This window comes from Janthinobacterium sp. GW458P, from assembly GCF_002127585.1.
Taxonomy (GTDB): domain Bacteria; phylum Pseudomonadota; class Gammaproteobacteria; order Burkholderiales; family Burkholderiaceae_D; genus Janthinobacterium.
Window position 1 is genome coordinate 1 of sequence record NZ_NEGZ01000066.1, and the last position, 26,956, is coordinate 26,956.

The following is a 26,956-nucleotide window of genomic DNA, read 5'->3' on the forward strand; positions in this document are numbered from 1 at the left end:
CGCGCCGCGGCCGCCCGCTCGCGCGCGGCGCGCAACTGCGCCTGCTGCGTGTCGGCATTCTCCAGCGCCTGCGCCGGCAGCGGCGCGAAGGCGAAATCGGCAAACTGCGCCACCGGTTCGAAGGCCAGCGCCTCGAGCTTGATGCGCGCCGCCTGCTGGTCCGTCAGCAGGCCGTCGTGCACCAGTTCCGCGTCCAGCTGCGAACTTTGCGCCAGTTCACGGTCCACTTCCGACGCTTTGCCCAGTTCCGCCTGGCGCGTCACCTGCCGCACCAGCTGCGTCACGTCGCGCAGGCGTTCCTGCGACTGCTGCAGGCTGCGTTCCAGGCGCTGCATGTCGAAATACGCTTCGGCCAGCTTTTCCGCGCTTTCCGCGCGCGCCCGCTCCGCGTCGAAGGCGGCGCCCGCCGTGTCGCGCTCGGCCGCATCGAGTTCGGCGCGGTCGGCGCCGCCGTTGTACACGTTCCAGCGCACGCTCGCTTCCACCTGGTGCGTGCGGCGCTCGACCTCCACGGTGCCATCGAGGTCGGTGCTGCGCCCGCGCGTCGCCTGCAGCGCCGCGGTCGGCAACAGGCGCGAACGGGCCTGCCTGTAGCGCGCCTCGGTGGCGGCCAGCGCCGCCTGCGCCGCAATCACCTGCGGATCGCGCGGCACGGCGCGCGCCAGCAAGGCGGGCAAGCCGCGCGCGGACTGGACGGATAGCGTGCCGGGAATCTGCGCCTGCGCCGCCATGCCGGCGCACGCCAGCATGATAAAGATCAGGAAGGCACGCATCACCGCTCCTGCAGGGAAGACTGCAAGCCGCGCAGCACGGGCTTGAAGACATATTGCAGCACCGAGCGGCGCCCCGTCAGGATGCCCACGTCGACCGGCATGCCTGGCGTCACCGGCAGCACCTTGCCGTGCGCCGTCAGCTGGCGGCGGTCGGTGCTCAGCTGCACCTCGAAATACGGTTCGTTGCGCTCGTCGGGAATCGCGTCCGCCCCCACGCGCACCACCTGCGCCTGCATGCGCCCGTAGGTGGTGGCGTCGTACGCCAGCACGTTCGCCGACGCGCTCTGCCCCACATGGATGAAACCGATGTCCGACGGCTTGACGCGCACGGAGATCAGCATTTCCGAGTCGGCCGGCACGATTTCCAGGATAGGTTTACCCGGCTGCGCCACGCCGCCGACGGTGGCCACCAGCACGCGGTTGACGACGCCGTCGACGGGCGCCGTCACGTCGCGCCGGTTCACCTGGTCCTGCTGGCCTTTTACCGTGCTGGCCAGGGCGCCGGCCTTGGTTTCATACTCGCTGCGCTGCGCGCCCCACTGGCCGCGCATGCGCGCTTCCACTTCGCCCGCCTGCGCCTGTGCCTCGGCCAGGGTGGCCGTCAGGCGCGGCATGGAGGCGCGCAGGCTGTCGAGTTCCGTGCGCTGCTGCTGCACGCGCTGCTGCGCATTCAGGTAGTCGCCGCGCGAACCGGCGCCCTCCTTGAACAGGCGCTCCTCGATGGACAGGCTTTCCAGGGCGATTCTCAAGCCCGCGTCCAGCTGGGCGATGCGGCTGTGCGCCTCGGCCAGCTCGCCGCGCCGGCGCGTCACGCCTTCGCGCGCGGCAGCCGTGGCCGACGCGAATTCGCGCTGGCCATCGCGCCACAGCTGCGTTTCCTTGGCGATCAGCTCGGGCGCCTCTTTCTGCCATTCCGGCGCAAACTGGGGCATGCCGCCGGACAGCAGCGCATCGAGGCGCGCCCTGCCCGCCAGCGCGGCCAGGCGGTTTTGCACGCTGGCGCCCAGGTTGGCCTCGTACTGGGCCGTATCCAGGCGCAGCAGCAAGTCGCCGCGGCGCACGCGCTGGCCCGGTTTCACCAGCATTTCACGCACGATGCCCCCTTCCAGGCTTTGCACTTCCTGCAGGTGCGATGGCGGCGTGATGGCGCCCCGGCCGTTCACGGACACGTCGAGCCGGGCGAATGCGGCCCAGGCCAGCGCCAGCACCAGCAATACGGCGACCAGGGCCAGCATGTGCATGACGATGGTCCGCGGTTCGCGTTCCGGGTCCGGGTGGGCCGCCGGCAGCGGGCGGGCATTCGCGGCGCTCATGCTGTGGCTCCCTGTGCCACGGCGGCAGTGGCCGCGGCAGGCCTGGCCGCCTGGCTGTTCAATGCGCGCATGACGTCGTCGCGCGGGCCGTCGGCCACGATGCGCCCCTTGTCGAAGACGATCAGGCGGTCCACCAGCGCCAGCATGGCCATGCGGTGCGTCACGAGCACGATGGTCGTCTCTTTTAAGGTACGCAGGCGGCCGATCAGCCGCTGCTCGGTGGCCGGGTCGAACATGCTGCTCGGCTCATCGAGCAGCAGCATCGGCGGTTTCGCCAGCAAGGCGCGGGCCATGGCCACGGCTTGACGCTGGCCGCCCGACAGGCGCTCGCCCCGCTCGCCCACTTCCGTCGCCACGCCGTTGGGCAGCTGGGTGATGATGTCGTCGAGGCAGGCCAGGCGGATGGCGTCGAGCAGGCTGGCGTCGTCGGGCTGGCTGCGTCCCAGTTCGATGTTTTCGCGCAGCGTGCCGTGGAACAGGGTCACGTCCTGCGGCACGTAGCCGATCTGGCGGCGCAGGCTCAGGGGGTCCAGCTGGGTGCTGGCCAGGTCGTCGAACAGCACGCTGCCGCTCTGCGGGCCGTACTGGTTCAGCAGCAATCGCAGCAAGGTGCTCTTGCCGGAACCGAGCTTGCCGATCACGCCGACCCGCTCGCCGGGGCGGATGTGCAGGTTGAGCTTATCGAGCAGCGGCGGCGAATTCGGGTAGGCAAAACCCACGTCGCGAAATTCGATGTGCCCGGACAGGGGCGGCGCCTGCAGGCTGGCCGCGTCGTCATCGGTCGGCGCTTCCATGATCTTGTTGAGCGCGTGATACGACAGCTTGGTCTGCTCCCAGCGCATGATCAGGCCCGCAATCTGGCTCACGGGCGCCAGGGCGCGGCCCGTCAGCATGCTCACGGCGATGATCTGGCCCAGGGTCAGCAGGTGTTCGCCCATCAGCAAGGCGCCCGTGGCCACCACGGCCACGCCGGACAGGGCCAGCACGGCCGTGTTGATGTAATTGACCCGGCTGACGATTTCGCGCGTCTCGACGCTGTTGGCGGCGATGGCCACCGTCAGGCTTTCCCATTTGCGCCGGCTCCACGCTTCGGCGCCCAGCGCCTTGATGGTGTCGAGGCCATTCATGGTTTCAAACAGGTGCGCCGTGCGCTGCGCGCTTTCCTGCATCGAGGCGGCCACGTGGCGCGCCAGGGCCGCGCGCGAGGCGAAGGCGACGAGCAGCAGGATGGGGATGACGGCCAGGGGCACGAGCACGAGCCAGCCGCCGACCAGGGCGATCACCAGCAGGAACAGCAGCAAAAAGGGCAGGTCGCCCAGGGTCGTCAGGGTCGTGGAGGCGAAGAATTCGCGCACGGATTCGAAATCGCGCACGGTATTGGCCAAAGTCCCCCCCGAGGCGGGCCGGCTGGCCGCGCGCAGGCGCAGGCACTGGGCGAAGATGTCCGACGACAGCGCCACGTCCATGCGGCGCGACGCCGTTTCCACCAGTTCGCCGCGCAGCAGGCGCATGGCCAGCTCGAAGCCCGTCAGCGCCACCACGGCGATCGTCAGCACCCACAGGCTGGACGTGGCATTGTTCGGAATCACGCGGTCATATACGGCCATCGCATAGAACGGCACCAGCGCGCCGATGATGTTGAGCACCAGGGTGCCCAGCAAGGCCCAGCGGAAGATCCAGCGGTTGCGGTTGAAAACATCCCAGAACCAGCGGCCCGCCGCCGGCATACTGTAGAGCAAGCTGCGCTGGTCGAAGAACATCACGGGCCGCACGGCCACCCAGCGTCCATCGGGCACTTCCCGCGCCAGCGCGGCGGCGTCAAACCAGGCACTGCCTTCGATGCCGGGCACATGGCATTCATATTTACCATCGGCAATGGTCAGCACCGCCAGCGCCTGCCCTTCCCCGTTGAGCAGCAAGGCCGGCATTTCCGTGGGGCGGCGTGGCTTATCTACCGGCAACGCGGTGCCGGCCAGGCTGGCTTGCGCCAGCGCCTGCGCGAGGAAGTCGGCGGCGGCCGTGCCGGCCTGGGCCGCCACGCTCGCGCGCAGGCGCTCGGCCTGCACGGTCACGCCGAAAAAGCGCGCGAGGAAGACGATGGCCTCGGCGATGGCATCGCTGGACATGCCGGCGGAAGCGGTGGAGGTGTCAAGGGGTGGGGTCATGATGGATTCACAATAAAACACTGCGGCGCGCCGGTCGGGCGCGCCGCAGCGGGAACGCTATCGCTTGCGCGATGAGCGCTGATTAATGAGTAATAATTAAGTCAGCGCGGAAGCGCCCTTGCGGCGGCGCGCCATGAAGCCCAGCAAGCCCAGGCCCGCGACCAGCATGGCCCAGGTCTGCGCTTCCGGCACCGGCGACACGGCCAGCAGGGTTTGCGAAGCCGGGTTGACGCTTGTCAAGCTCGTGTAGTTGTACAGGTTCTGGATGGCGCCATTGCCCGTGGCCACGCCCAGCATGGTGTTGGCCTGGCTGACGACGGCATTGCTCAGGTTTTTGAAGCGCAGGTCGCCCGTCAGCAGGTTCGTGTTGTCGTTATTCAATTCCCACAGGGCCAGCTGGAAGGCGGCGGCGCTGTTGGCGCTGGTCGACACGGTCGCGACGGACGAGGCGTAGTAGCCCTCGTACAGGCGCTTGACGGCATCGCTGGCGGCGAAAGCGCCGCTGCTGTAGCTGTTCGACGTGTTGCTCAGCGCGACATGGGGATCGAGGCAAAACGCCAGGAAGGTATTGCTGTCGTACTTGACCTCCCACAAGGTCGGCGAGATGGCGCTGCCCGGGCCGAAAGCGCCGCCGGCAGCCGTAAACAGGCTGACGCTGTGCGAATCGACGACTTGCAGGTTGGACGCCGCCAGGGCGCCGCCGCTGGCCAGGGCGAAGGCGGCTGCGGCGATGGCGCCGCGGACGAACAGATGCATGGATTGTTTCATGGTGGTTTCCCTATTTCTATTATCAAGTGTGGAACAAGCGTGGAAAAACGCCGGCGCCCCGTGACGGGCGCGCCGGTGCGGCATTGCCGGGCAGGCTCATGGCCCGGCAAGGGACATCAGGCAGCCATTTCCTGGGGCTGAGCCGTTGCGTGGGCCATGGCGCGGCGCAGGAGGTCGGCCATGTCGCACTGGGCCTGGACTTCCGCGGCGGGGGCAGCGGCGGCCGGCGCGGCGGCGACGGTGCTCACCGTGCCATCCTGGCCCAGCACCACGTCGAGCGTGCTGTCGTCGCGCAGCAAATCGGCCATGCTGGGCAGGTGCACGCCGGCGGCGGCCGCGTCCTTGGCATCGACGTTGAAATACACGTCCGTCATGTCGACCGTCTTGCCGTCGGCCAGGGTGGCGCTGCTGCGCTCCAGGTGCAGATTGCTGTTGGCATCGAGGAAAGGCAGTTCCGTGTAGCTCACCGTCAGGCTGGCCACGCCGGCGTCGTGCAGCGACATCAGCTCGCCGTCGTCGGTGACGCCGTTGCTGTTGGCGTCGCGCCAGATGCGCAGTTCGGCAAACTTGTCGTCGCGCGCATCGACCACGCCGTCGTGGTTCGAGTCATAGCTGGACAGCTTAGCGAAGCCCGTGCCCTTCTCATTGCCACCAAACAACTCGGAAATATTGTCTATCTTGCCATTTCCATTGCTGTCGATGGCCAGCAAGCCGTCATGCGCCGAGACCCAGCCCGTCTGGATGGCGCTGCCCGTGCCCAGCAGGTCGAAGCTGCCGTGGAAGTCGGCGCGGGCGATCGTGTGCACGCCGTCACCGTTGAGGTCGATGACGATGGGCGTGATGGCCGCATCCCAGCTCATGTCGTTCTGGCCGGACGCCAGTTTCAATATGTCCGTGTAGACCACATTGGCCGTCGTGCCATTGCTGTTGACGTCCGAATCGATATTGTCGTTCGTGCCCACGTTCTTCGCGCCCCAGCGCCACGTATCCATGGCATAGCCCGCGTGATACACGCCCGACTTGTCGAATTTCAGGGAATAGCTGCCCGGATCGAGGTTGCTGAACAAATAATTACCGTTGGCATTCGTGTAGGTGGTGGCCAGCAGCACGCCGCTGCCCGAGTACAGCTGCACCTTGATGTTGGCGATGCCCGCCTCGTTGTAGTCCTGCACGCCGTCATGGTCGGCGTCGCGCCAGACCTTGTCGCCCAGGCTGGCCTTGCGGTAGATGCCCGCATCCCAGCTCATGTCGTTCTGGCCGGCGGCCAGGTTGATCAGGGACGAGCGCCCGGTGCTGACATCGACGTCGGAATCGGCCGTATCGCTGCCCAGGTTGGCCTTGGTGTAATAAAAGCCTGATGGACGGATGACTTCGACCTTGTAGCCGCCGGCCGCCAGTTCGCTGAACAGGTAATTGCCGCTGGCATTCGTCGTCGTCGTGGCGATGACCACGTTGCTGGCGTTGAGCAGGTTGACTTTCACGCCCGCCACGCCCAGTTCGCCCGCATCCTGCACGCCGTTGTAGTTGCTGTCTTCCCACACGCGGTCGCCGATGGAGGCTGTATTGAGTTTCACCAGGCCCGCATCCCAGTCCAGCTGCACATCGCCCGACTTCAAGGTGGCCCACGCGGTGGTGAAGCCGGTGGCCGGATTGACGTCCGAATCGGTGGCGTAACCGCCGATATCGGCCTTGGTGAAGCCGTAGCCGGCCGGCGGCACGAAGCCCAGATAATAGTTGCCGGGGACCAAGTTACTGAACAGATAATTGCCGTTCGCATCCGTGGTGGCGCTGGCCACGACGGCGCCTTGCGCGTTGTACAGGTTGACTTTCACGCCGCCCGCGCCCGCCTCGCCCGCATCCTGCGTGCCGTTGCCGTTCGCATCGAACCAGACGCGGTCGCCGATGGAGGCCGTCGTGTACAGGCCGGCATCGAGGTCCTTGTAGTCCTGGCCGGCCGCGACCGTCACCTGGCCGCTGTTGCCCAGCGTATTGATGTCGCTGTCGAGCGCATCGTTGCCGCCCGCATCCTTGACGGTGGTCAAATAACCGGCCGGCGCGACGACGGCGATCGAATACGTGCCCGCATCGACGCTGAAGTTGTAATAGCCGCTGGCATCCGTGACGGTCGAGCCGATCACGCTGCCGGCCGCGTTTTTCAGCTGCACGGTGACGCCGCCTATGCCGGACTCGCCCGCATCCTGCACGCCGTTGGCGTTGCTGTCATGCCAGACGCGGTCGCCCAGGGTGGCCGGCAAGGCCACGATGCCCGCATCCACGCTGTGGTTGCTGTCGCCCGAGGCCAGCAGCACTTGCGCCGTCCTGCCGTCGGCATGCGCGTCCGAGTCGCGCTGCTCGTCGCCGCCCTGGTCCTGGCCCGTAAAGGTGTAGCCGGCTGGCAAGGTGGTCTTATCGAACTGCACGCTGTAGGCGCCCGGTATCAAATTCGTGAACAGGTAATTGCCGTTCGCATCCGTCACCAAAGGGCTGCCGACGGCGTTGCCCGACGCATCGAGCAAAGTTACTTTCACGCCAGCAACACCCGCTTCGCCCGCATCCTGCACGCCATTCCTGTTGGTATCGAACCAGACCCGGTCGCCCAGCTCGGCCGTGCGGTACAGGCCCGCGTCCAGGCTCAGGTTGGTCTCGCCCGGCGCCAGGGTCACGGGCGCCATCTTGCCCGCCGCATCGATGTTGCTGTCCTTGCCCGCGTCGCCGCCCTGGTTCGCTGCCGTCGGCACATAGCCGGCGGGCGCCACCACGGTGACGGAATACGTGCCCGGGTTGACGTCGAAATGGTAGCCGCCGCTGGCGTCCGTCGTGGTCGAGGCGAGCACATTGCCGGCCGTATCCTTCAATTGCACCACCACGTTGGCGATGCCCGCCTCGCCCGCGTCCTGCACGCCGTTGGCATTCCTGTCTTCCCAGACGAAGTCGCCCAGGTGGGCCATCGGCACCTTGAAGGTCAGGTAATGGGGCGCCAGGCTCAGGTCTTGCGCATTGCAGCCGGCCGTGCCGCCGTCATCGCGCACCTTGAAGCCGAGGTCGAAGTCGCCGGCCACCGTCTGGCTGGGCACGAAGACCAGGTGGCCCGCGCGGATGTCGTCGATGGAGATTTCCGTGCCGACCGCCACGGCCACGCCGTTGAGCAAGACCTGGCCCGCCGTGGTGGTATTGGTGATGACGATGGACTTGAAGCCGTCGTGCTCGACGTCGTCGTGGAAGCCGAAATCGCCTTCGCTCAGCACCACGCTATTGCCGTTGAGCAATGTGAACGTCTTGTCGGCCGCGTCGGGCGCGTCATTGACGGGGTCGATGATGACTTGCAGGCTCAGCTGGACGATATCGCCATTGCCCTTGTCGATCGTCACTTCGATGGTGGAAAAGCTGCCATTGTAGTTGACGGCCCAGTCGCCGGGACGCACGTACACGGTGTCCGTATCGAGCATGCCGAACAGCGGCGTATTGACGGTGGACTCCGTATCATCGGGCAAGAGCACGGTGAAATTCTTGATGTTCAGTTCGCCCTGCACCGAGTAGCCGGCCTGGATCAGCAGGTCGCGGATATCGAAATTCTTGCTGGTGTCTTCGCAGACATGGACCGTGGTCGACAGATTGTAGGTAGTCATGCGGCCTCCTGACGGCAGGCCACGGCGGCGGCAGGAGCGGAAATACGGGGGGCCAGGGCGCGATCAGCCTGGCCGCGCAAAGCGGCGAATGTATACATAGGTAGGCTTCCAAGAAGAGACTTGTTAAAAAATGAAGCCGGCAGATCTTGTATACAATTTCGAGGGACACAGGAGCCAGACGACGCAACCACGCAGCAGGGGGTGATTGTCTTTCTGATATTTTAGTTAGCGCAATTATATCCACTATCTTTTCAAAAGAGAATCACTTTCCGACGATAAAGATAAAATTTAAATAATTAAAATGCTTTCTTGATACTTTTACCATGCAAAGCGGCTGCCTTGCCCTGAGCAATCTGTGGCGGCGATCATGGCGAAAACGCCCGTACCCTTCTCGCGCGCCGCCGCTATCGCCTACAATCTCGGGATGAATCAACTTACCCTCGTCCTGCCCTTCGCCTTGCCCAACGCCGAACTGGCTGCCGACCTGCTCAAGGTCTTGCAGGCGCCCGCGCTGGCGGCGCTGCTGTCGCGCACCTCCACTTGCAATTTAGAAACTTTTGACAACACCAACCGCCTGCTGCCGCACGAAGCGTGGCTGGCGCACGCCTTGGGTCTGTCGCCCGCGCCCAACGGCGCGGCGGCGCAGGCGGCCTTTGCCGCCCAGGCCATGCGCGGCTACGGCCTCGTGCCGGAACCGGGCGCACGCTACTTCCTGCTGCATCCGGCCCACCTGGCCATTGCCCGCAGCCATATCAGCCTGGAAGAATTGCGCCAGCTCAAGCTGAGCGAAGCGGAAAGCCGCGCCCTGTTCGACATTGCGGCCCCGTATTTCGACGAGATCGGCCAGCCGCTCGCGTATGGCGACGCGGGCACCTGGTTCATGCGCGCCGATGGCTGGTCCGACTTGCAGTGCGCCACGCCGGACGCCGCCACCACGCAGGACCTGTCCGTGTGGATGCCGGAAGGCGGGCACGCGCGCGCCGCGCGCCGCCTGCAAAATGAAGTGCAGATGCTGTGGCACGAACACCCCGTCAATGCGGCGCGCGAAGAACGGGGCTTGAAAGCCATCAATGCCTTCTGGCTCTGGGGCGCCAGCCTGGCCACGGCGCAGCACCCCGCCTGCGCCGCCCGCCTGCATACGGCAGACGCACCGGGCTGGCTGGCCGCGCTGGCGGAACCGGCGCGGCGCGATGCCAGTCCAAGCAGTGTGCTGGCGGACCAAGCCGACGCCATCGTCGTGCCGGGCAGCCTGATCGAAGCGGCGCAGGCCCAGGAATGGGGCATGTGGCTGCAGCAGTTGCAAGCGCTGGAAACAGACTGGTTCGCGCCCCTGCAGGCGGCCCTCAAGGATGGCCGCCTGGGCCAGTTGCGCCTGGTGCTCAGTCACCGCGACGCCTGGCTCGACGTCACCACCAGCAAGCATGCGCAGCGCAAATTCTGGCGCGCGATGACCCTGAACAAGTTGAAAGCATCATGACCCGTACCCGCATCGCCACCCGTCCCTGCCCTTACCGCGAATCCGAAATGCTGCGCCAGGGCGGCATTCACCCCGTGCTGGCCCGCCTGTACGCTTCGCGCGGCCTGTCCGACGCGAAAGAACTGTCGATTGAGGCGAAGGACTTGATACCGCCGTCCGGCCTGCTGCACATCGACGCGGCCGGCGTTTTCCTGGCCGATGCCATTGCCGCCAAGAAACGCATGGTCATCGTGGCCGACTACGATTGCGACGGCGCCACCGCCTGCGCCGTGGCCATGCGCGGCTTGCGCGCCATGGGCGCCGACGTCGATTTCATCGTGCCCAACCGCTTTGAGTACGGCTACGGCCTGACGCCGGAAATCGTCGAATTGACGGCGCGCGAAAAGTCGCCCGACATCATCATCACCGTCGACAACGGCATCGCCAGCATCGACGGCGTGGCCGAGGCGAACCGGCGCGGCATTCAGGTCGTCGTCACCGACCACCATTTGCCGGCCGACACGCTGCCCGACGCGGCCGTCATCGTCAACCCGAACCAGCCCGCCTGCGGTTTCCCCAGCAAGCACCTGGCGGGCGTGGGCGTCGTGTTCTACGTCTTGCTGGCCCTGCGTGCCGAGCTGCGCCGCCGCGGCGTGTTCGATGCGCAAACGCAACCCAAGCTCGACAACCTGCTCGACCTGGTGGCGCTGGGCACGGTGGCCGACGTGGTGCGCCTCGATACGAACAACCGCATCCTCGTCGCCCAAGGCCTCAAACGCATGCGCAAGGGCAATATGCACGCGGGCGTGGCCGCCCTGTTCCGCGTGGCGGGCCGCGAAGCGCGCAGCGCCACGCCGTTCGACCTGGGCTTTGCCCTGGGGCCGCGCCTGAATGCGGCCGGCCGCCTGCAGGACATGTCGCTGGGCATCGAATGCCTGATCACGGACGACGAAGGCCGCGCCTGGGCGCTGGCCCAGCAATTGAACGACATCAACCTGAAGCGCCGCGAAATCGAGGCGGAAATGCAGGATACGGCCCTGCTGCACCTCGACGATTTCGAACCGGCCAACAGCAGCACCATCAGCGTGTTCGATGCATCGTGGCACCAGGGCGTGATCGGCATCGTCGCTTCGCGCCTGAAGGAAAAGTTTTATCGCCCGACGATTACCTTCGCACCGGGCGCCGACGGCTGGATCAAGGGTTCCGGCCGCTCGATTCCCGGTTTTCACCTGCGCGACGCGCTCGACCTCGTGTCGAAACGGGCGCCGAGCCTGATCGACAAGTTCGGCGGCCACGCCATGGCGGCGGGCCTGACCATCCGCGCCGACGCCTTCGACGCGTTTTCCCAGGCCTTCGAAGCCGTGGGCCAGGCCTGGCTCAGCGCCCAGCAGCTGGAACGGGTGGTGGAAACGGACGGCCCGCTGGAAGACGCGTATTACACGACGGCCTTCATCGAGCTGATGGATGGGCAAGTGTGGGGCCAGGGCTTCGCCCCGCCCGTCTTCTGCGACGAATTCCGCGTCGTCAGCCAGCGCATATTAAAAGAGCGCCATTTGAAACTGTTGCTGGAAAAGAATGGCGTGCGCTTCGACGCTATCTGGTTCGGCCACACGGACGCCCTGGGCGAGCGCACAAGGGTCGCCTTCCGGCTCGATGCGAATGAATACAATGGCACGACCAAGGTGCAGCTCATGGTGGAGCACGCCGAGCCTGTCTGATGGCACCTGCCCAAACCTACTGCGCGTCGCGCTTTGCGGCCGGCGATGCTCACCGTACTGAAAGTACGGTTGCGCTTCTCGGCCGCAAATCACTGCCGCTCGCTACGGTTTGGTCAAGTGCCGTGAGCTTTATGACCTTGTTGCTGTATCTCAAACTTCTGTGGAACAAAGTCATATCAAATCATGGCAATGGTGGACACAGCCCCCCCCACCTGAAAGTTATCCAGCACCATGTTGACCGGCCTGAACCACCTCACCCTGTCCGTGCGCGACCTGGCGCGCGGCATCGCCTTTTACCGCGACCTGCTGGGCCTGCGCCTGCATGCGCGCTGGGACGGGGGCGCCTACCTGTCGGCCGGGGATTTGTGGCTGTGCCTGTCGCTTGATGCGGGCGCGGCGATCAGCGCGGGCGGCTACACGCACTATGCGCTTTCCATCTCGCAGCAAGACTTCCCCGCCCTTGCCGCCCGCCTGCGCGCCGCCGGCGTGACGGAATGGCAGCAGAACCGCAGCGCCGGCGATTCCGTGTATTTTCTCGACCCGGACGGCCACCAGCTGGAAGCCCATGCGGGCAGCCTGGCGCAGCGGCTGGCGACCTGCCGCGCGGCGCCGTATCAGGGCATGGTGTTCGAAGAATGATGCAATGAATTGATAAATTCAGTATATTTGGCATCCTCATTAAACGCAGAGAGAAATCAGTCACCGTTCCCGGGTAAAAACGTCGTTATGCAACGGTATGGCGCAGACAATCTTGCTTTTAAGGTCAAATCAAGCTGACAAGATTGCCCCAACAATGGGAAAATATGCAACAAATTCATGTACAAATGCAAATATTAATTGAAAATAGTTAACACATGAATTGGCGTATTCGCTAGAATTGATTTTGTAGCGGGCAGCTTTTACTTGGCCGCTACGGTATTCAATTCTGAGGGCAAACCCGTCGAAAGACGGGGACGCAAAGCCACCGGCCTACCGCGCGCAAGCGCCACGGCAGCGGGGTTGCCAATGCCAGTGAGCAGCCGCCAGCGCGGTTCCGCCCTGCGGCATTGTCGAGATGTGGCCCTCGCCCAACCCGGAGAGTCTCGCCATGAAGAAGCCCTTATCCATACTCCCGGCGCCCCGCCGCCTGCTGCTGGGCGCCGGCCTGATCGCCGCGCTCAGCGCCTGCGGCCCCGGCCAGGAGACAGCCCAGCCGCCCGCCCTGTTGGCCACGGCGGCAACCCAGTTCCAGGTCGAGGTGCCAGCCGTTCCCGCCTCGGTGGGCGCGCTGGTGGCGCAACCGATGTTCCACGCGGCGCCGGCCCTGCTCGACACGCCTGACGGGCGCGACAGCGCCAACAGCAGCGGCTCGGCCCACTGGCGCCCGCATTTGCAGCATGTGCCCGGCGCCATGACGGAAATGACCACGCGGCGCCTGACGGCGCAAAGAATCGTCGCCGCGCAGCAGGCGGCGCTGGACATCGCGCCGCTGCTCAGCGGCGGCGCGGCGGACACCGTCGCGCCGATGGCCGGCAGCAGCGTCGTGGCCACCTACTCGCCAGCGCAAATCCGCGCCGCCTACGACTTGCCGGCCCTGCCGGCGGCAGGCACGGCGCTGACGCCGGCCCAGGCGGCCCAGCTGGGCGCGGGGCAGACGATCTACGTCGTCGACGCCATGCACAACCCGAACGCGGCGGCCGAACTGGCCATCTTCAACCAGAAATTCGGCTTGCCAGGCTGCACCACCAAGGCCATCGCCACGAACGCCACCCTGCCCCTGCCGCCCGCCCCGGCCAGCGGCTGCGAGTTTTCCGTTGTCTACAACACGCCATCGAGCACCATGACGGCCACCGCGCCCGCCTATAACTCGGGCTGGGCCATGGAAATCGCCCTCGACGTGCAATGGGCGCATGCCACGGCGCCGCTGGCGCGCATCGTGCTGATCGAGGCGCCCGACGCCTCCATCAACAGCCTGCTGGGTGCCGTGCGCCTGGCCAACCTGATGGGTCCGGGCATCGTCTCGATGAGCTTTGGTGCCGCCGAAGGCAGTTGGACGGCCTCCGTTGACAGCGCCTTCACGGGCAAGAACATGAGCTACCTGGCCGCCACGGGCGACTCCGGCAGCGGCGTGTCCTGGCCCTCCGTGTCGCCCAACGTGCTGGCCGTGGGCGGCACCACGCTCAGCTACAGCGGCAGCGGCGTGCGCAGCGAAGCGGCTTGGTCCGGTACGGGCGGCGGCATCAGCGCCTATACGGCCCTGCCCAGCTACCAGACGGCCAGCGTGCCGGGCCTGACCAATCTGCTGCGGCGCAACGTGGCCGACGTGGCCTTCAATGCCGACCCCGCCACGGGCCAGTACACGGCCGTGATGACACCCGGCAGCAGCACCGCCAGCTGGCTCAGCATCGGCGGCACCAGCCTGTCCACGCCCCAGTGGGCCGGCCTGATCGCCATCGCCAACGCCAGCCGCGCGCTGCAGGCGAAGACGGCGCTCGGCTTGCCGCACAGCATGCTGTACGGCCAGATCGCCACCGTGCCCGGCACTTTTGCCAGCAGCTTTGCCGACATCACGCGGGGCAGCAACGGCACCTGCAGCGTGTGCACGGCCAAGGTCGGCTATGACCCGCTGGGCGGCCTGGGCACGCCGAACGTGAAAAGCCTGCTGTCCAGCCTGTCTGGCACGCAGATCGCCCCCGCCGCCCCCGTGGTGGCGCCGGCCGGCATCAGTGGCGCGGCCGGCAAGCCGCTGTCGTTCACCGTCTCGGCCACCGCTTCCAATCCGCTCAGCTACACCATGCTGGGCGCACCGGCCGGCATGAGCATCGCCGCCACGGGCGTGGTCAGCTGGGCCGCCCCCATTGCCGGCACGTATGCCGTGACCATGGTGGCCAAGGATAGCGTCACTGGCCTGACCGGCCAGGGCGTGTACACCATCACCGTCGCGCCCGTCGCGCCGCCCGTCGTCGCCGCCGGCGCCATCACGGGCAAGGTCGGCACGGCGCTGGCGTTCAATGTCAGCGTCACGGCCGCCAATCCCGTCAGCTACGCGCTGGGCGGCGCGCCGGCCGGCATGGCCATCAGCAGCGCCGGCCTCGTGAGCTGGGCCGCCCCCGTGGCCGGCACCTATGCCGTCACCGTGACGGCCACGGACAGCAAGACTGGCCTGAGCGGCAAGGGCGTCTATACGGTTGCCATCGCCGCCCCGCTGCCGCCCGTGGTCACCGTCGCCAGCGTCAGCGGCAAGCCCGGCGTGGCCCTGTCGTTCGCCGCCACGGTGGTGGCGCCCAACCCCGTCACGTACAGCCTGGCGGGCGCGCCGTCCGGCATGGCCATCAGCGCCGCCGGCGTCGTCAGCTGGGCCAATCCCGTGCTGGGCAGCTACAACGTGACCGTCATCGCCAAGGATACGAAAACGGGCTTGACGGGCCAGGCCGTGGCCACGGTGAAAATCGCCGCCGCCGGCCCCACGATCAGCGCCGCCGCCATGACGGGCGTGGCCGGCAAGGCCATGAGCGGCAGCATCGTGCTGACGGCGCCAGGTGCGACCTCGCTGCGGATCTCGATCGACGGCGCGCCGCTGGGCATGCAGTTTTCCATGAGCGGCCTGACCATCACGGCCTACTGGCCGCAGCCGGTGACCGGCAGCTACGCGCTGAAGGTGGTGGCGCTGGACAATAACGGCTTGACGGCGCAGCTGACCGTGCCGGTCACCGTCACGGCAAGATAAGCCAGCGCGGCCCGCCAACGGGGCGCAGCGGGACACACGTCCTGCCGCGCCCCGTTTTTCATGCGCGCGGAACTTGCAACGAGTCCAGAAAAGGAGTATAAATAATCCATAAGCAGAGTTTTAATGAAGGACACGCCATGAATCTCGCCTACGCCTACCCCAAGAGCCGCTTCGAACCGGCCATCCTCGTCGACCTGAACGCCAAAGCCGAGCGCGAGCGCTTGTCGCAGGCGGCATTGAAGGGCTTTTTCAAGCTGGCCGCCGCGTGGAAGCTGCGCGACGACGATGCGCGCGAATTGCTGGGCGGCCTGTCCAGCAGCGCCTGGTACGAATGGAAGAAGCACCCGGACCGCGTGCTGGAAGTGGACCGCATCACGCGCATTTCCTACCTGCTGGGCATTTATAAAGCGCTGCACATCCTGTACGGCGACAAGCTGGCCGATGAATGGGTGAGCCTGCCCAACAAGAATCCCGTCTTCGGCGGCCGCACGCCCCTGTCGCAGATGCTGGCCGGCGGCCTGCTGGCCATGCAGACGGTGCGCAAGCTGCTCGATGCGCGCCGCGGAGGGCTGTAAACGTGCCGGCCGCCCCGCATGCCCCCCTGCCGCCGCTGGCCGCCTTGCGCCAGATCGACACCTGCCGTTTGATTCCCTCGCGCTTCGCCGACATGGAAGACTCCGTGCTGGCGCCCTTGGCCGAGAACGACGATCACCTGCGCGAGCTGTTCGAGCTCGATAACGCGACGAATGCGCGCCTGGTGGCCGAGTACGGCGGCGCGCCAGGAATTGGCGTGGACGAGCTGGTTTTTGGCGTGCCGCACTTTCGCATCATCAACGCCGCCTACACGTATGCCCGCCCGGAAGGGGCGCGCTTCAACGATGGCGAGCGGGGCGCCTGGTATTGCGCCTTCGACATGAAAACGGCGCTGGCCGAGATCATTTTCCACAAGACCGTGGAATACCAGGAAATCGATTATTTCGACGACAGCGTCAGCTACCAGTCGCTGCTGGCCGATTTTTCCGCCAGCTTCCACGACTTGCGCGGCCAGGAACGCTACCAGGCCTGCCTGGACCCGGCCAGCTACATCGCCTCGCAGGACCTGGCCGCCGTGCTGCTCGACGCCGGTTCCATGGGCGTCATCTTCCCCAGCGTGCGGCACGCCGGCGGCACCAACCTGGCCTGCTTCCGCCCTGCCCTGGTGGGCAATGTTCGCAAAGGCGCCGCCTATCGGTTAACATGGCGCGGTACGCCGACGCCGCGCGTGGAAGCCTTGCCAGGCAAATAGACCGCGCGCAGCGGCACCCGACTCACCGCAACTTGATCTCATATGCAAACCAATCCTGAAAAAGACACCGAACTGCGCCTCAAAGTGAACAGCGAAACGGCCCGCCTGGCCTGGAGCGAGCTGGAAAAGCACTTCGCCCAGGGCAATGTCGTCTGGGTCGCCAATGAACTGGACCTGGTCGAAGTGGCCGTGCGCATCTCGCACGACGACAAGGCCACCATCACGCAATGGATGGCCGACGGTAAAGTGGCCAAGGTGTCCGACCAGCAGGCGCTGGCGTGGCAGGCGGCCGATGCGTCCCTGTGGGCCGTCGTCGTCAGCCCGTTCATTCTGGTGCAGCAGGAAAAGCCGACCAGACACTGATATTTACAGGCTGCGCTCGACGTAAGGAAAATGTGCAGTCAACTAAATCTGGTACTTAATTTAGTTATCCGATGCTATCATCGGTCTGCCTACTTATGGAGGGCGGCATGAACTTTCTCAATATTCAACCAATTAGCTACTTGAAGACGAACACCAGCGACGTGGTCAAACAGGTGCTTGAGACGCATGACCCGGTAGCCATCACGGTAAACGGCAGAGTTCAGGCAATTGTTCAAGACCCTGTCAGCTATCAAAAGACTCAAGATCAGCTTGCCATGCTCCGCATCCTTGCTCTCGGCCGTAAGCAGATTGAGGAAGGTAAAATCATTGATCATGATGACGTTGTGGCCCTTCTGGAAGCTGAAAACGACGACAACTGATTACACAAATGAAAATCATTTGGACTCAGTACGCCTTGAACGATTTGCACGATATTCGCTCCTATCTGAAGCAGAACGAATCCCTTGCTTTTGCCAGGACGGTGACGCAAGAGATTCTGGCTGAAGTCAATTCTCTCAAAGACTGGAACATTAAAGGTACCTTTGTTCCTGAACTTGAAGACCTTCATTTGACGACTCACCGCCAACTGTTGGCCGGCCAGAATCGCATCCTCATCGAGTATGGACATAACGATATCGTTTATGTTCATATGATTGCCCATACCAGCCGTGACCTGGAAGCATTGATACGCCGTCGCCTACTCACTGCGTAATGCGGAGGATGTGACAATGCGCAGCAAGCGCATTGTCAGCGCATTCTCAACTTGCCTCAGTGCCCTCCCCCCAGATACGCTGCGATCACCTTCGGATCCGTTTTCAGGCTCTCGGCCGGGCCGTGCACGGAAATGCTGCCGTTTTCCAGCACGTAGCCGTAATCGGCCACGTTCAGGGCGGCGGCGGCGAATTGCTCGACCAGCAGCATGGTCACGCCCTCGGCCTTCAGGCGCGTGATGATGCGGAAGACTTCTTCCACCAGGATCGGCGCCAGGCCCATCGACGGCTCGTCCAGCAGGATCACTTCCGGGTTCAGCATCACGGCGCGGGCCATGGCCAGCATCTGCTGCTCGCCGCCCGACAAGGTGCCGGCCAGCTGGTCGCGCCGCTCCTTCAGGCGGGGAAACAGCTCCAGCGCCTTGTCCAAATCGCCCTTGATGTCGCCTTTCGGGCGCGCGCGCGTAAAGCGGGGAAAGGCGCCCAGCAGCAGGTTGTCCGTCACCGACATCGAGGCGAACACGCGCCGGCCTTCCGGCGAGTGGGCCAGGCCGGCGCGCGCGATGCGGTGCGAGTCGAGGCCCGTGACGTCCTTGCCGCCCAGCGTGACGCTGCCCGATTTCGGTTTGAGCATGCCGGAAATGGCGCGCATGGTGGTGGTCTTGCCGGCGCCGTTCGAGCCGATCAGGGTCACCAGCTTGCCTTTCGGGACTTCCAGCGAAATGCCGTGCAGGACTTCGACTTTGCCGTAGGCGGCGTGCAGATTGTTAATGGTCAGCATGGTCTTCCTCTCAGTGGGCCGCAGGGCTCAGGGTGTCGGCGCTGCCGCCCAGGTAGGCTTCGATCACTTTCGGATCGCTCTGGACAAGCGCGGGCGCGCCTTCGGCGATCTTCTGGCCGAAATCGAGCACCGTCACCACGTCCGACAGGGCCATCACCACGTCCATGTGGTGCTCGATCAGGATGATGGTGATGCCGTGCTCGCGGATCTTGCGGATGATGGCCATCAGCTCCTTGATGTCGGGCGCCGTCAGGCCCGCCGCCGGCTCGTCGAGCAGCAGCAGGCGCGGGTTGAGGCCCAGCGCGCGGCCGATTTCCAGCAGCCGCTGCTTGCCGTACGGCAGATTGCGCGCCTCTTCGTTGGCCAGGTCGGCCAGGCCGACGAACTCGAGGATGCTGGCGGCCCGCTCGCGCGCGGCCGCCTCTTCGCGCTTATAGCGCGGCGTGTGCAGCATCACGTCCAGCATGGTCGATCTGAAGGTGTTGTGCAGGCCCACCAGCACGTTTTCGGTGGCCGTCATCTCGCCGAACAGCTGCACGTTCTGGAAGGTGCGCGCCACGCCGCCCAGGGCGATTTCGGACGGCGTGCGGCCGGAAATGACGGCGCCCGCAAATTCGACCTTGCCCGCCGTCGGCTTGTAGATGCCCGTGAGCACATTCATCATCGTGCTCTTGCCCGAGCCGTTCGGCCCGATCAAGCCGTGCACGGAGCCTTGCGTGACGTTCAGGTCCACCTGGTTCAGCGCTTTCAGGCCGCCGAACTGCATCAGGGCCTGGTCCACGCGCAGCAGGGTCGCACCCTGCGCTCCCCCTTGCGCATGATCAAATGGCGCCACGCCGTGCGAAGCGACGGCCTGCACATGGCCCCGGCCCTTGCCGATAAAGCTCATCAAAAAGCCGACGATGCCGTCCTGCAGGTAGTAGACGACGAACAAGGTCATCAGGCCGAAGATGGTCAAACGCCAGTCGACCATGTTGTCGAGCTTGTAAGAATACGCGGCCAGGCCGATGGTGGCGACCAGCGGCACGAGCACGCCGCGCACGGTGGAGCGCTTTTTCGCCAGCATGAAGGCGGAGCCGATCACGCCCAGCACGGCGGCGGCCACGGCGATCTTGCGGAACAGCTCGATGTCGGCCAGCAGGCTGGGCAGCATGACGACGATCAAAGCGCCGATCAGCGCGCCCGAGCGCGTCTTGCGCCCGCCCATGATGACGGCCAGCAGGAACAAGATCGTCAGTTCGAAGTTGTAGGTATTGGGCGAGATGTATTCTTCCGAATACGCATACAGGCTGCCGGCCAGGCCCGCGAAGCCGGCGCTGATGACGAAGGCGTAGACCTTGTAGCGGTAGACGGACACGCCCATGCAGTCCGAGGCGATGGGGCTGTCGCGCAGCGCCTCGAAGGCGCGTCCCAGGTTCGACTTCAGGATGCGGTGCACGACGACGAGCGAAATGACCATCAGCGCGGCCACCATGTAGTAGTACTCGATTTCCGTCAGCTTGTGGCCGAACAGCACGGGTTTGTGGATCTTGATGCCCATCGGGCCTTCCGTCAGGAAGCTCATCTCGTTGATCAGGATTTGCACGATGGTGCCAAAGGCCAGCGTGACCATGGCCAGGTAGGGTCCCGTCACGCGCAGGGCCGGCAAGGCCAGGATGGCGCCGAACAGGGCCGCGCCCGCGATGCTGGCGGGGATGGCCAGCCAGAACGACACGCCCAGCTTGAACACCAGCACGCCCGTGGCATACGAGCCGATGCCGAACAGGCCGGCGTGGCCCAGCGACACCTGTCCCGTGTAGCCGACGACGATGTCCAGGCCGAACAGCAATATGGCGTAGATCAGGATGGTCTCGGCCAGGTGGATGTAGTAGGGATTCGGAATGACGACGGGGAACAGCACCAGCGCGGCCAGTCCCGCCGCGCTCAGCGCCAGCATGGTGATTTTCTTGTTCATGTGGTCCTCAGACTTTCTTGATCGCGGCTTTGCCGAACAGGCCGGACGGCTTGACGGCCAGCACCAGCAGCAACAGCAGCAGGCCTGGCACTTCCTTGTAGCCCGTGGAGATGTAATAGCCGGTGGTCGTCTCGGCGATGCCCAGTATCAGGCCGCCGACGATGGCGCCCACGCCCGAGGTCAGCCCGCCGATGATGGCCACGGCGAAGGCCTTCAGGCCCAGCGAGGCGCCCATGGTGGCCCCCGTCAGGGTCAGCGGCGCCACCAGCACGCCCGCGAAGGCGGCCGTGGCCGACGACAGCGCATAGGAAAAGGTGATGACCATGCCCGTATTGATGCCCATCAAACCGGCCGCGTCGCGGTCATTGGCCGTCGCCACGACGGCCTTGCCGTAGATGGACTTGCGGTTGAAGAGCTCGACAGCCAGCATGATGGCCAGCGCGCCGACGATGACGGCCACCTGCATCGGCTGCACGTTCGCGCCCAGCACCTTGAACGGCGCGGCCGACAGCGGCGACGGGAAGGTCAGGTCATCCTTGCCCCAGATGTTTTCCGCCACGTTCTTGAAGATGATGGCCAGCGCGATGGTCGACATGATCCAGCCGAATTCGGACTTGATCTTGATGGCCGGCCGCACGCCTATCCACTCGACGAACACGCCCTGCAGGGCGCCGAAGGCGATGACGATGGGGATCATCAGCAGGTAGCTCATGTAGGGGCCGCCATGGATGGTGCCCACCAGGGACAGGCCCACGAGCGCGCCCAGCATCAGCGATTCGCCCTGGCCGAAGTTGAGGGTGCCGGACGTGGCAAAGGTCAGCTGGTAGCCGAAGGCGATGACGGCATAGATCATGCCCAGCGCGATGCCGCTGAAGACGAGCTGCAGGAAGATTTCCATGGTATTCCCCGGAAGACGGTCGATAAAAAAATGGCCAGTCCTGATTCCTCAAGGCTGGCCATGGCGCGGCAGGTATCGGCCGGGATTATTTGGCGAGGACGACCTTGCCGTCCTTGACTTCGCCAAACACGGTCAGCTCGGCCGTGATCGCCTCATGGTTGGTCTTGCTGAACGGCTTGTTGTAGGTGGTGACGGCGCCTTCCACCTTCTCATTCAGGTTTTCCAGCGCGGCGCGCACTTTCGGGCCATCCGTGCCGCCCGCCTGCTTGAAGGCCGCGGCCAGCAGGTAGATGGAATCGTAGCCCTGCGCGGCCGAGACGGCCGACGGCATGCGGCCGCCCGACGGCTTGTAGGCGGCCACATAGGCGTCGATGAAGGCCTTGCGCTTGGGCGTGCTGGCGTCCTGGATGAAGGTTTGCGGCATGCGCGTGCCATTGCCGTTCTTGCCCGCGTTGTCGATGAAATTGCCCATGGCCAGGGTCCAGCTGCCGATCAGCGGCACTTTCCAGCCCAGTTTTTCCATGCCGTTGGCGATCTGCGCCAGTTCCGGGCCGATGCCGTAGGTCAGCACCACTTCCGCACCCGCCTGCTTGGCTTTCAGCAGCTGGGCCGTCATGTCGACGTCCTTGATGTTGTATTTTTCAACGGCGACGGGCTTGATGCCCTTCTTGTCGAGCGCCTTCTCCAGGTCTTCGCGGCCCAGCTGGCCATAGTTGGTCGAGTCGGCCAGGATCGCCACTTTCTTGAACTTGCGGTTCTCGATCGCCTCATGCACGATCATGCCGGACTGGATGGTGTCATTGGCCGCATTGCGGAAAATGTAGTTTTCCGGCTGGTCGGCGAACTGCTTGGTGACGATGGAGCCCGTCGCCACATTGTTCATGACGGGAATCTTGGCTTCCTGGTAGAAGCGCTGCGAAGCGAGGGCCACGCCCGTATTGATGTAGCCGACCGTGGCGGCGACCTTTTCCTTGTTGATCAGTTCCTGCGCGATCTGCACGCCGCGTTCATTCTTCGCTTCGTCATCGCGCTCGATCAGCAGCAAGGAACGGCCCAGCACGCCGCCCTTGGCATTGATTTCCGCGACGGCCAGCTTGACGCCGTCGCGCATCGACACGCCCATCGGCGCGGAACCGCCCGTGAACGGACCGGACACGCCGATCTTGATGGGGTCGGCTGCGACTGCCGCTTGCGAGAAACCCAAAACCAAACTTGCCACGAGCAATTTCTGTTTCAAATTCATTGTCATCTCCTCTGTTACAACGTTTTTAATGCCACTTATTTTTATAGTCGTACGCTGGATAACCGCCCCATCGATAAATCATTGTAGGTGAGTAAACATGCCCCAGCAACAACTACATATGACGCGTCGCAACATGCATAAAAGCCCCGATTGCTTGCGCGCTGTCAGTCTTTTGTAAGGAAAATATGCGGCAAATTGACGCCCCCCTGTTTCATCGGGCAACAATCCTGTGGCAAAACGCGACAGGCAAACTGGCGGGCCCGGCAATTGCGCGGCCCGCTGATCTGGCGCAATACCGGCACTGCCCAGAATGCTATGGTCAGCAATGCCGGCGCGTGCGCGCGGGTCCAATCAGCCACTGCTACCGCATGGAGGCCATATGCAGCGCCCGTCGAACCCGTCCATTTCCACCCTGTTTCTTTGCACCAGCGCCAGCCTGCTGCTGGGCGGCTGCGCCACCAATCTGGCGCCCGTGCGCAGCTTCGCCGAGCAGACACAAAAGATGTCGCTCCACTTCGAACCCATGCTCGCGGGCGGCGTGCACAGCTGCATGGACAAGGCCATGCGCAAGCGTTTGATCCTGGCCGAGCGTTTCGATGCGCAAGCCAGTGAACAGGCGGCGCGCGCCGATTGCGCCGCGATCGCGCAGGCGAGCATGTCGATTGCCGGCCTGAACGACGTCCTGCTGCGCTATGCGCACACGCTGGCGGCGCTGGCCGATGACAAGCTGCCCGTCTACAAGGAAGAGTTTGCCGGGCTCGGCGATTCACTGGGCGGCCTGGCGCAGCCCGGCGCCGGCGCGCCCCTGCTCGATGCGGACAAGCTGTCCAGGGTCGTCAAGCTCAGCGAGCACCTGAGCCGCCTGGCCACCCAGCGCCTGCAGAAGTCGGCCCTGCGCGAACTGCTCGACGAGCAGGAAGCCGTCAACATCGTCAGCGATGCGCTCAAGGAGTACGCGCAGCGCAGCTACCGCGCCGGCTTGCAGGATGAATTGCGCGACCTGGCGCAGCTGCGCGGCGCCGTCGACAACGCCGCGCCGCGTGAGCCGCTGGCCGCCAACTACATCCGCACGCACTTGCACCTGGAAGGCCGGCAGCTGCAGGACCGAGAAAAGATCGTCGCCGCATACGTGGCCGCCGTCGACGCGCTGCAAGCGAGCGTGGCCGCGCTGCGGGCCAATCTCGACCAGCCGCAGGCGCCGGAACTGGCGCGGCAGCTGGCGCTGTTCTCGCAGCACGTCGAGACGCTGCAAAAACAGGCTGTTTTCTACGGTCCAGCCCGCTGGTAAGCGGCGCGCACACAGGAGTATCCCATGGCCCCACTGACCGAACTGACAAAAGACCAAAGCTACGCCATCGCCGACAGCCTGGCGCAGGCGTCGAGCCTGGTGCTGGAATTGCGCATCCGCGAACGCGAGGCGCTGGCGCCGGACGAGCGCGCGTTGCTGGAGCAATATGAAAATCACCTGGACCAGATGGTGGCCCTGTTCCGCGCGTATGGCATTTATCTGACGGCCGAAGGGGCGCAGCAGGCGCGCGGCGATATCGAGGCCGCCATTGCCAGGGGCAAGCAACAGCTCAAGCGCGTCGCCGACATCAAGGCCGCCATCGGTGCGGCGGCCAGGCTGGTCGACCTGGGCGCGGCCATCCTGTCGCGCGACCCGTTTGCCATCGGCGAGGCGGCTGCCAGCCTGCGGGCCAGGCCGAAAAAGGACGAAGCGGCGTAGCCGCCTGCCTCAGGGTTCGGGCGGGCGGTGCCCCATCGCGTGCGTGGCCATCTTCAGGTACAGGAAAGACTGCGCCTCGTTGTGCGCATAGCCCATCCGCCCTTCGGCCAGGGCCACGGATTTCTGCTGCAGCGCTTCCGGGTATGCCAGGTCGCAGGCGGCGTCAAGCCAGCGGCGCGCCCGGGCTTCATCTGTATCGGCCAGCATGTTCGCCACGATGAACATGGCCGGCGCCACGCCCCGTTGCGCGGCCAGTTCCAGCCAGCGCAGCGCGGCGGCGCCGTCCTGCGGGCCGCCCATGCCGTTCTTGTGCATCAGGCCCAGGTAGTACGCGGCCGCACCGCTGCCCTGCCCCGCCTCCCGTTCAAACAGGATGCGTGCCTGCGGCTGGGTCGCGGCTCCCGCGCGCATCAGGACCTTGGCCTGGGCCGTGAGGTCCGGCCCTGCCGCTGCCAGCGGCGATACGGCCAGGGCGATGGCAAACAACCATGCCTTCATTTCGACAGGTCGAGCTGATACAGCGCAAAGCCCTTGCCCGCGCCATCATCAAGCTTGAGCTGCGTCACGTTATCGATGCCGGCCGCCCTGGCCAGGTCGATCACGTTCGGCGCCGAGTGGAACACCACCGGGCCCTTGGTGGCGGCTTTGGCGAAGGTCCAGCTGCGCGCCGCGCCGTTCTTCGCCCGCGTCAGGTTTTTTTCTTGCGTCACATAGGCGATCAAGAGTTCTCGGTTGTTGTCGGGCGAAGCCACCACCGTCTTGCTGCCGTCGAGGCCGGGGAAATTGCCGCCGCCGCTGGCGCGGTAGTTATTTGTCGCGATGAGGAATTCCTCGCTGGCATCGACCGGCTTGCCCTTGTAGCTCAGCGCCTGGATGCGCCGGCCCGGCGGCTGCGTGACGTCGATCTGGTAGCGCACGTCGGCGCTGGTGAGCGTATCGAAGTTGTAGCTCGGGTGGGCCGTGTTGACCAGTTCCTGCGGCTCGGTCTTGTTGACATCGATGGTATTGAAGCGCCGCGCCGACTGCTCCAGCCAGGCCTGCAGTTCCGCGCCGTTCATCTTCACGCCGTACAGCGCGTTCGGATACAGATACAGGTCGGCCGCGTTGTTCAGCGCCACATTGCCCGCCTTGACGTCCGTGTAGTCGGACACGCCGGCCGAGCCGCTCTTGAACGGCGACGACATCGACAGCACGGGCAAGTGCGCGTATTGGGGCAGGTTCGCCTTCACATACGCGGCGAGATAGCTCGATTGCGCCTGGTTCACCACTTCGATAGCGCTGACGTCGCCCACGTCGGCAAAATACGTCGACATGCGGAAATCCGTGGCGCCGACCGGTGTCTGCACATAGGCGATCGTGGCAGCATGTTCTTCCGCCACCAGTGTGGCGATGGCTGGATCGGGAGTGACATAACTTTTGTCCGCGTTCTGGATGCCGCGCGCTTCCACCGTCGTGGCGCTCTTGTCGATCACCCACCGCGTGCCGTCGTGGCGCAGGGAGAAGCCGATCACGCCCAGGTGCTTGCCCCACAGGTTGGCCATCACGGTGGGCACGCCGTTGACCAGGCCACGGGCCTTGTCGACGCCGGGCAGATTAAACTGCGGCACCGTGCTGGCCGCGTTCGGGAACAGCTGGTGCGAATGGCCGATCAGCATGGCGTCCACGCCCGGCACTTGCGCCAGGTAGTAATTGCCGTTTTCCATGGTGGGCGAGTACGGGCTGTCATCGAGGCCGCCGTGCGAAATGGCCACCACCAGCTCGGCGCCTTTCGCGCGCATCTCAGGAATGAATTTTTCCGCCGTCTCGCGCACGCCCTGCGTGTAGACGCGCCCTTCCAGCCAGCGCTTGTCCCAGGCCATGATGGTGGGCGGCGCGAAGCTGATGATGCCCACCTTCACCGTGGCGGCGATGGCCTTGCCATCGGGGCCGGTGGCCGTGATCTGCTTGTCGATGATGTGGTATGGCGCAAACAGGGGCTTGCCCGTCCTGACGCTGTAGACGTTGGCCAGCACTTGCGGAAACGCGGGACCGGCGCAGCGCGGCTTGCCGGCATCGACGCTGTCGACGTCAAAGCGGTTGCCCGTCACCTGGCTCAAAAACGCCAGGCCGTAGTTGAATTCGTGGTTGCCGATGCCGCCGCCGTCGACCTTCAGCAGGTTCATCGCCTTGTAGATGGCCAGGGTCTGGTCGCAGGCCAGCGGTTTGACCAAGGCCTGGTAGTCGGCCAGGGCCGTGCCCTGGATGGTGTCGCCGTTGTCGAGCAAAAGATTGTTCGGAAATTGCGCGCGCGCCTGGGCGATCAGGGCCGCCGTGCGTTCCAGGCCGATCGACGGCTCCGCCTGCAGCTTGTAGTAATCATAACTGAGCACGTTCGCATGCAAGTCCGTCGTCTCCAGCAGGGCCAGGGTGGCGCTGCGGCCCGCCGGCGCGGCCAGCGGCCGGGCCGGGCCGGTGGCCGCGGGCGGCAAGGC

The 26,956-nt window shown here is 65.1% G+C and carries 22 protein-coding genes and 1 riboswitch; of the genes, 11 read left to right on the forward strand and 11 right to left on the reverse strand.

What is annotated here, in order from left to right:
• The 5 genes from CBW50_RS25070 to CBW50_RS25090 form a co-directional block, all read right to left on the reverse strand.
• A partial coding sequence (locus CBW50_RS25070; RefSeq protein WP_253251989.1) for a TolC family protein occupies nt 1-773 on the reverse strand: 773 nt, incomplete at its 3' end.
• Nucleotides 773-2,086, reverse strand: a complete 1,314-nt coding sequence (locus CBW50_RS25075; protein WP_086148039.1) for an HlyD family type I secretion periplasmic adaptor subunit — start codon at nt 2,084-2,086, stop codon at nt 773-775. The genes CBW50_RS25070 and CBW50_RS25075, both read right to left, overlap by 1 nt.
• A complete protein-coding gene (locus CBW50_RS25080; RefSeq protein ID WP_086148040.1) occupies nt 2,083-4,251 on the reverse strand; it encodes a type I secretion system permease/ATPase in 2,169 nt (722 codons plus the stop codon). The genes CBW50_RS25075 and CBW50_RS25080 overlap by 4 nt, the downstream gene beginning before the upstream one ends.
• Before the next feature lie 96 nt (nt 4,252-4,347).
• The gene (locus CBW50_RS25085; protein WP_086148041.1) at nt 4,348-5,019 is read right to left on the reverse strand and encodes a thioester domain-containing protein; all 672 of its coding nucleotides are present in this window, start codon (nt 5,017-5,019) and stop codon (nt 4,348-4,350) included.
• Nucleotides 5,020-5,135: 116 nt separating this feature from the next.
• A complete protein-coding gene (locus CBW50_RS25090; RefSeq protein ID WP_086148042.1) occupies nt 5,136-8,645 on the reverse strand; it encodes an SdrD B-like domain-containing protein in 3,510 nt (1,169 codons plus the stop codon).
• 367 nt (nt 8,646-9,012) lie between these two features.
• Between CBW50_RS25090 and CBW50_RS25095 the strand changes: the two genes are divergently transcribed.
• From CBW50_RS25095 to CBW50_RS25135, 9 genes are all read left to right on the forward strand, one after another.
• Nucleotides 9,013-10,122 (forward strand): hypothetical protein, encoded by a 1,110-nt coding sequence (locus CBW50_RS25095; RefSeq protein WP_086148057.1) that lies wholly within the window; start codon nt 9,013-9,015, stop codon nt 10,120-10,122.
• The gene (gene recJ, locus CBW50_RS25100; RefSeq protein ID WP_086148043.1) at nt 10,119-11,819 is read left to right on the forward strand and encodes a single-stranded-DNA-specific exonuclease RecJ; all 1,701 of its coding nucleotides are present in this window, start codon (nt 10,119-10,121) and stop codon (nt 11,817-11,819) included. Before CBW50_RS25095 ends, recJ begins: the two co-directional genes overlap by 4 nt.
• 231 nt (nt 11,820-12,050) lie before the next feature.
• Nucleotides 12,051-12,458, forward strand: a complete 408-nt coding sequence (fos, locus tag CBW50_RS25105) for a fosfomycin resistance glutathione transferase (RefSeq protein WP_086148044.1) — start codon at nt 12,051-12,053, stop codon at nt 12,456-12,458.
• 281 nt (nt 12,459-12,739) lie between these two features.
• A riboswitch (cyclic di-GMP riboswitch) is annotated at nt 12,740-12,826 on the forward strand.
• A gap of 80 nt (nt 12,827-12,906) precedes the next feature.
• Entirely contained in the window at nt 12,907-15,525 is a 2,619-nt protein-coding gene (locus CBW50_RS25110; protein WP_086148045.1) for a putative Ig domain-containing protein, read from the forward strand.
• 137 nt (nt 15,526-15,662) lie between these two features.
• On the forward strand, nt 15,663-16,100 hold the full coding sequence (locus tag CBW50_RS25115; RefSeq protein ID WP_086148046.1) for an MbcA/ParS/Xre antitoxin family protein: 438 nt from the start codon (nt 15,663-15,665) through the stop codon (nt 16,098-16,100).
• A 2-nt stretch (nt 16,101-16,102) separates the two neighbouring features.
• Nucleotides 16,103-16,810 carry an RES family NAD+ phosphorylase gene (locus CBW50_RS25120; RefSeq protein WP_086148047.1) on the forward strand — a complete coding sequence of 236 codons (708 nt, stop codon included), beginning with the start codon at nt 16,103-16,105 and terminating at the stop codon, nt 16,808-16,810.
• Nucleotides 16,811-16,852: 42 nt separating this feature from the next.
• Nucleotides 16,853-17,173 (forward strand): DUF2288 domain-containing protein, encoded by a 321-nt coding sequence (locus CBW50_RS25125; RefSeq protein ID WP_086148048.1) that lies wholly within the window; start codon nt 16,853-16,855, stop codon nt 17,171-17,173.
• 107 nt (nt 17,174-17,280) lie between these two features.
• Entirely contained in the window at nt 17,281-17,553 is a 273-nt protein-coding gene (locus CBW50_RS25130) for a type II toxin-antitoxin system Phd/YefM family antitoxin (RefSeq protein WP_086148049.1), read from the forward strand.
• An 8-nt stretch (nt 17,554-17,561) separates the two neighbouring features.
• Nucleotides 17,562-17,885 carry a type II toxin-antitoxin system RelE/ParE family toxin gene (locus CBW50_RS25135; RefSeq protein ID WP_086148050.1) on the forward strand — a complete coding sequence of 108 codons (324 nt, stop codon included), beginning with the start codon at nt 17,562-17,564 and terminating at the stop codon, nt 17,883-17,885.
• A 56-nt stretch (nt 17,886-17,941) separates the two neighbouring features.
• On the opposite strand, the gene CBW50_RS25140 is transcribed toward CBW50_RS25135, so the two are convergent.
• The 4 genes from CBW50_RS25140 to CBW50_RS25155 all read right to left on the reverse strand — a co-directional run bounded on the left by CBW50_RS25140 (nt 17,942) and on the right by CBW50_RS25155 (nt 22,759).
• Nucleotides 17,942-18,664: an ABC transporter ATP-binding protein gene (locus tag CBW50_RS25140; protein ID WP_076571170.1), complete on the reverse strand. Its 723-nt coding sequence runs from the start codon at nt 18,662-18,664 to the stop codon at nt 17,942-17,944.
• 10 nt (nt 18,665-18,674) lie between these two features.
• Entirely contained in the window at nt 18,675-20,618 is a 1,944-nt protein-coding gene (locus CBW50_RS25145) for an ATP-binding cassette domain-containing protein (RefSeq protein ID WP_086148051.1), read from the reverse strand.
• Between the two features lie 7 nt (nt 20,619-20,625).
• Nucleotides 20,626-21,516 carry a branched-chain amino acid ABC transporter permease gene (locus tag CBW50_RS25150; protein WP_086148052.1) on the reverse strand — a complete coding sequence of 297 codons (891 nt, stop codon included), beginning with the start codon at nt 21,514-21,516 and terminating at the stop codon, nt 20,626-20,628.
• 85 nt (nt 21,517-21,601) lie between these two features.
• Entirely contained in the window at nt 21,602-22,759 is a 1,158-nt protein-coding gene (locus CBW50_RS25155; RefSeq protein WP_076571165.1) for an ABC transporter substrate-binding protein, read from the reverse strand.
• A gap of 379 nt (nt 22,760-23,138) precedes the next feature.
• Between CBW50_RS25155 and CBW50_RS25160 the strand changes: the two genes are divergently transcribed.
• Nucleotides 23,139-24,047 carry a hypothetical protein gene (locus CBW50_RS25160; RefSeq protein ID WP_086148053.1) on the forward strand — a complete coding sequence of 303 codons (909 nt, stop codon included), beginning with the start codon at nt 23,139-23,141 and terminating at the stop codon, nt 24,045-24,047.
• Between the two features lie 24 nt (nt 24,048-24,071).
• Nucleotides 24,072-24,485, forward strand: a complete 414-nt coding sequence (locus CBW50_RS25165) for a hypothetical protein (protein WP_086148054.1) — start codon at nt 24,072-24,074, stop codon at nt 24,483-24,485.
• A 9-nt stretch (nt 24,486-24,494) separates the two neighbouring features.
• Here CBW50_RS25165 and CBW50_RS25170 read toward each other — a convergent pair whose 3' ends face one another.
• Together CBW50_RS25170 and CBW50_RS25175 are read right to left on the reverse strand one after the other, a co-directional pair.
• Complete coding sequence (locus tag CBW50_RS25170) at nt 24,495-24,983, reverse strand: tetratricopeptide repeat protein (protein ID WP_139842632.1); 489 nt, start codon at nt 24,981-24,983, stop codon at nt 24,495-24,497.
• Nucleotides 24,980-26,953, reverse strand: coding sequence for a bifunctional 2',3'-cyclic-nucleotide 2'-phosphodiesterase/3'-nucleotidase (locus CBW50_RS25175; RefSeq protein ID WP_086148056.1), 1,974 nt, complete (start codon nt 26,951-26,953; stop codon nt 24,980-24,982). The genes CBW50_RS25170 and CBW50_RS25175 overlap by 4 nt, the downstream gene beginning before the upstream one ends.
• Nucleotides 26,954-26,956 lie beyond the last annotated feature (3 nt).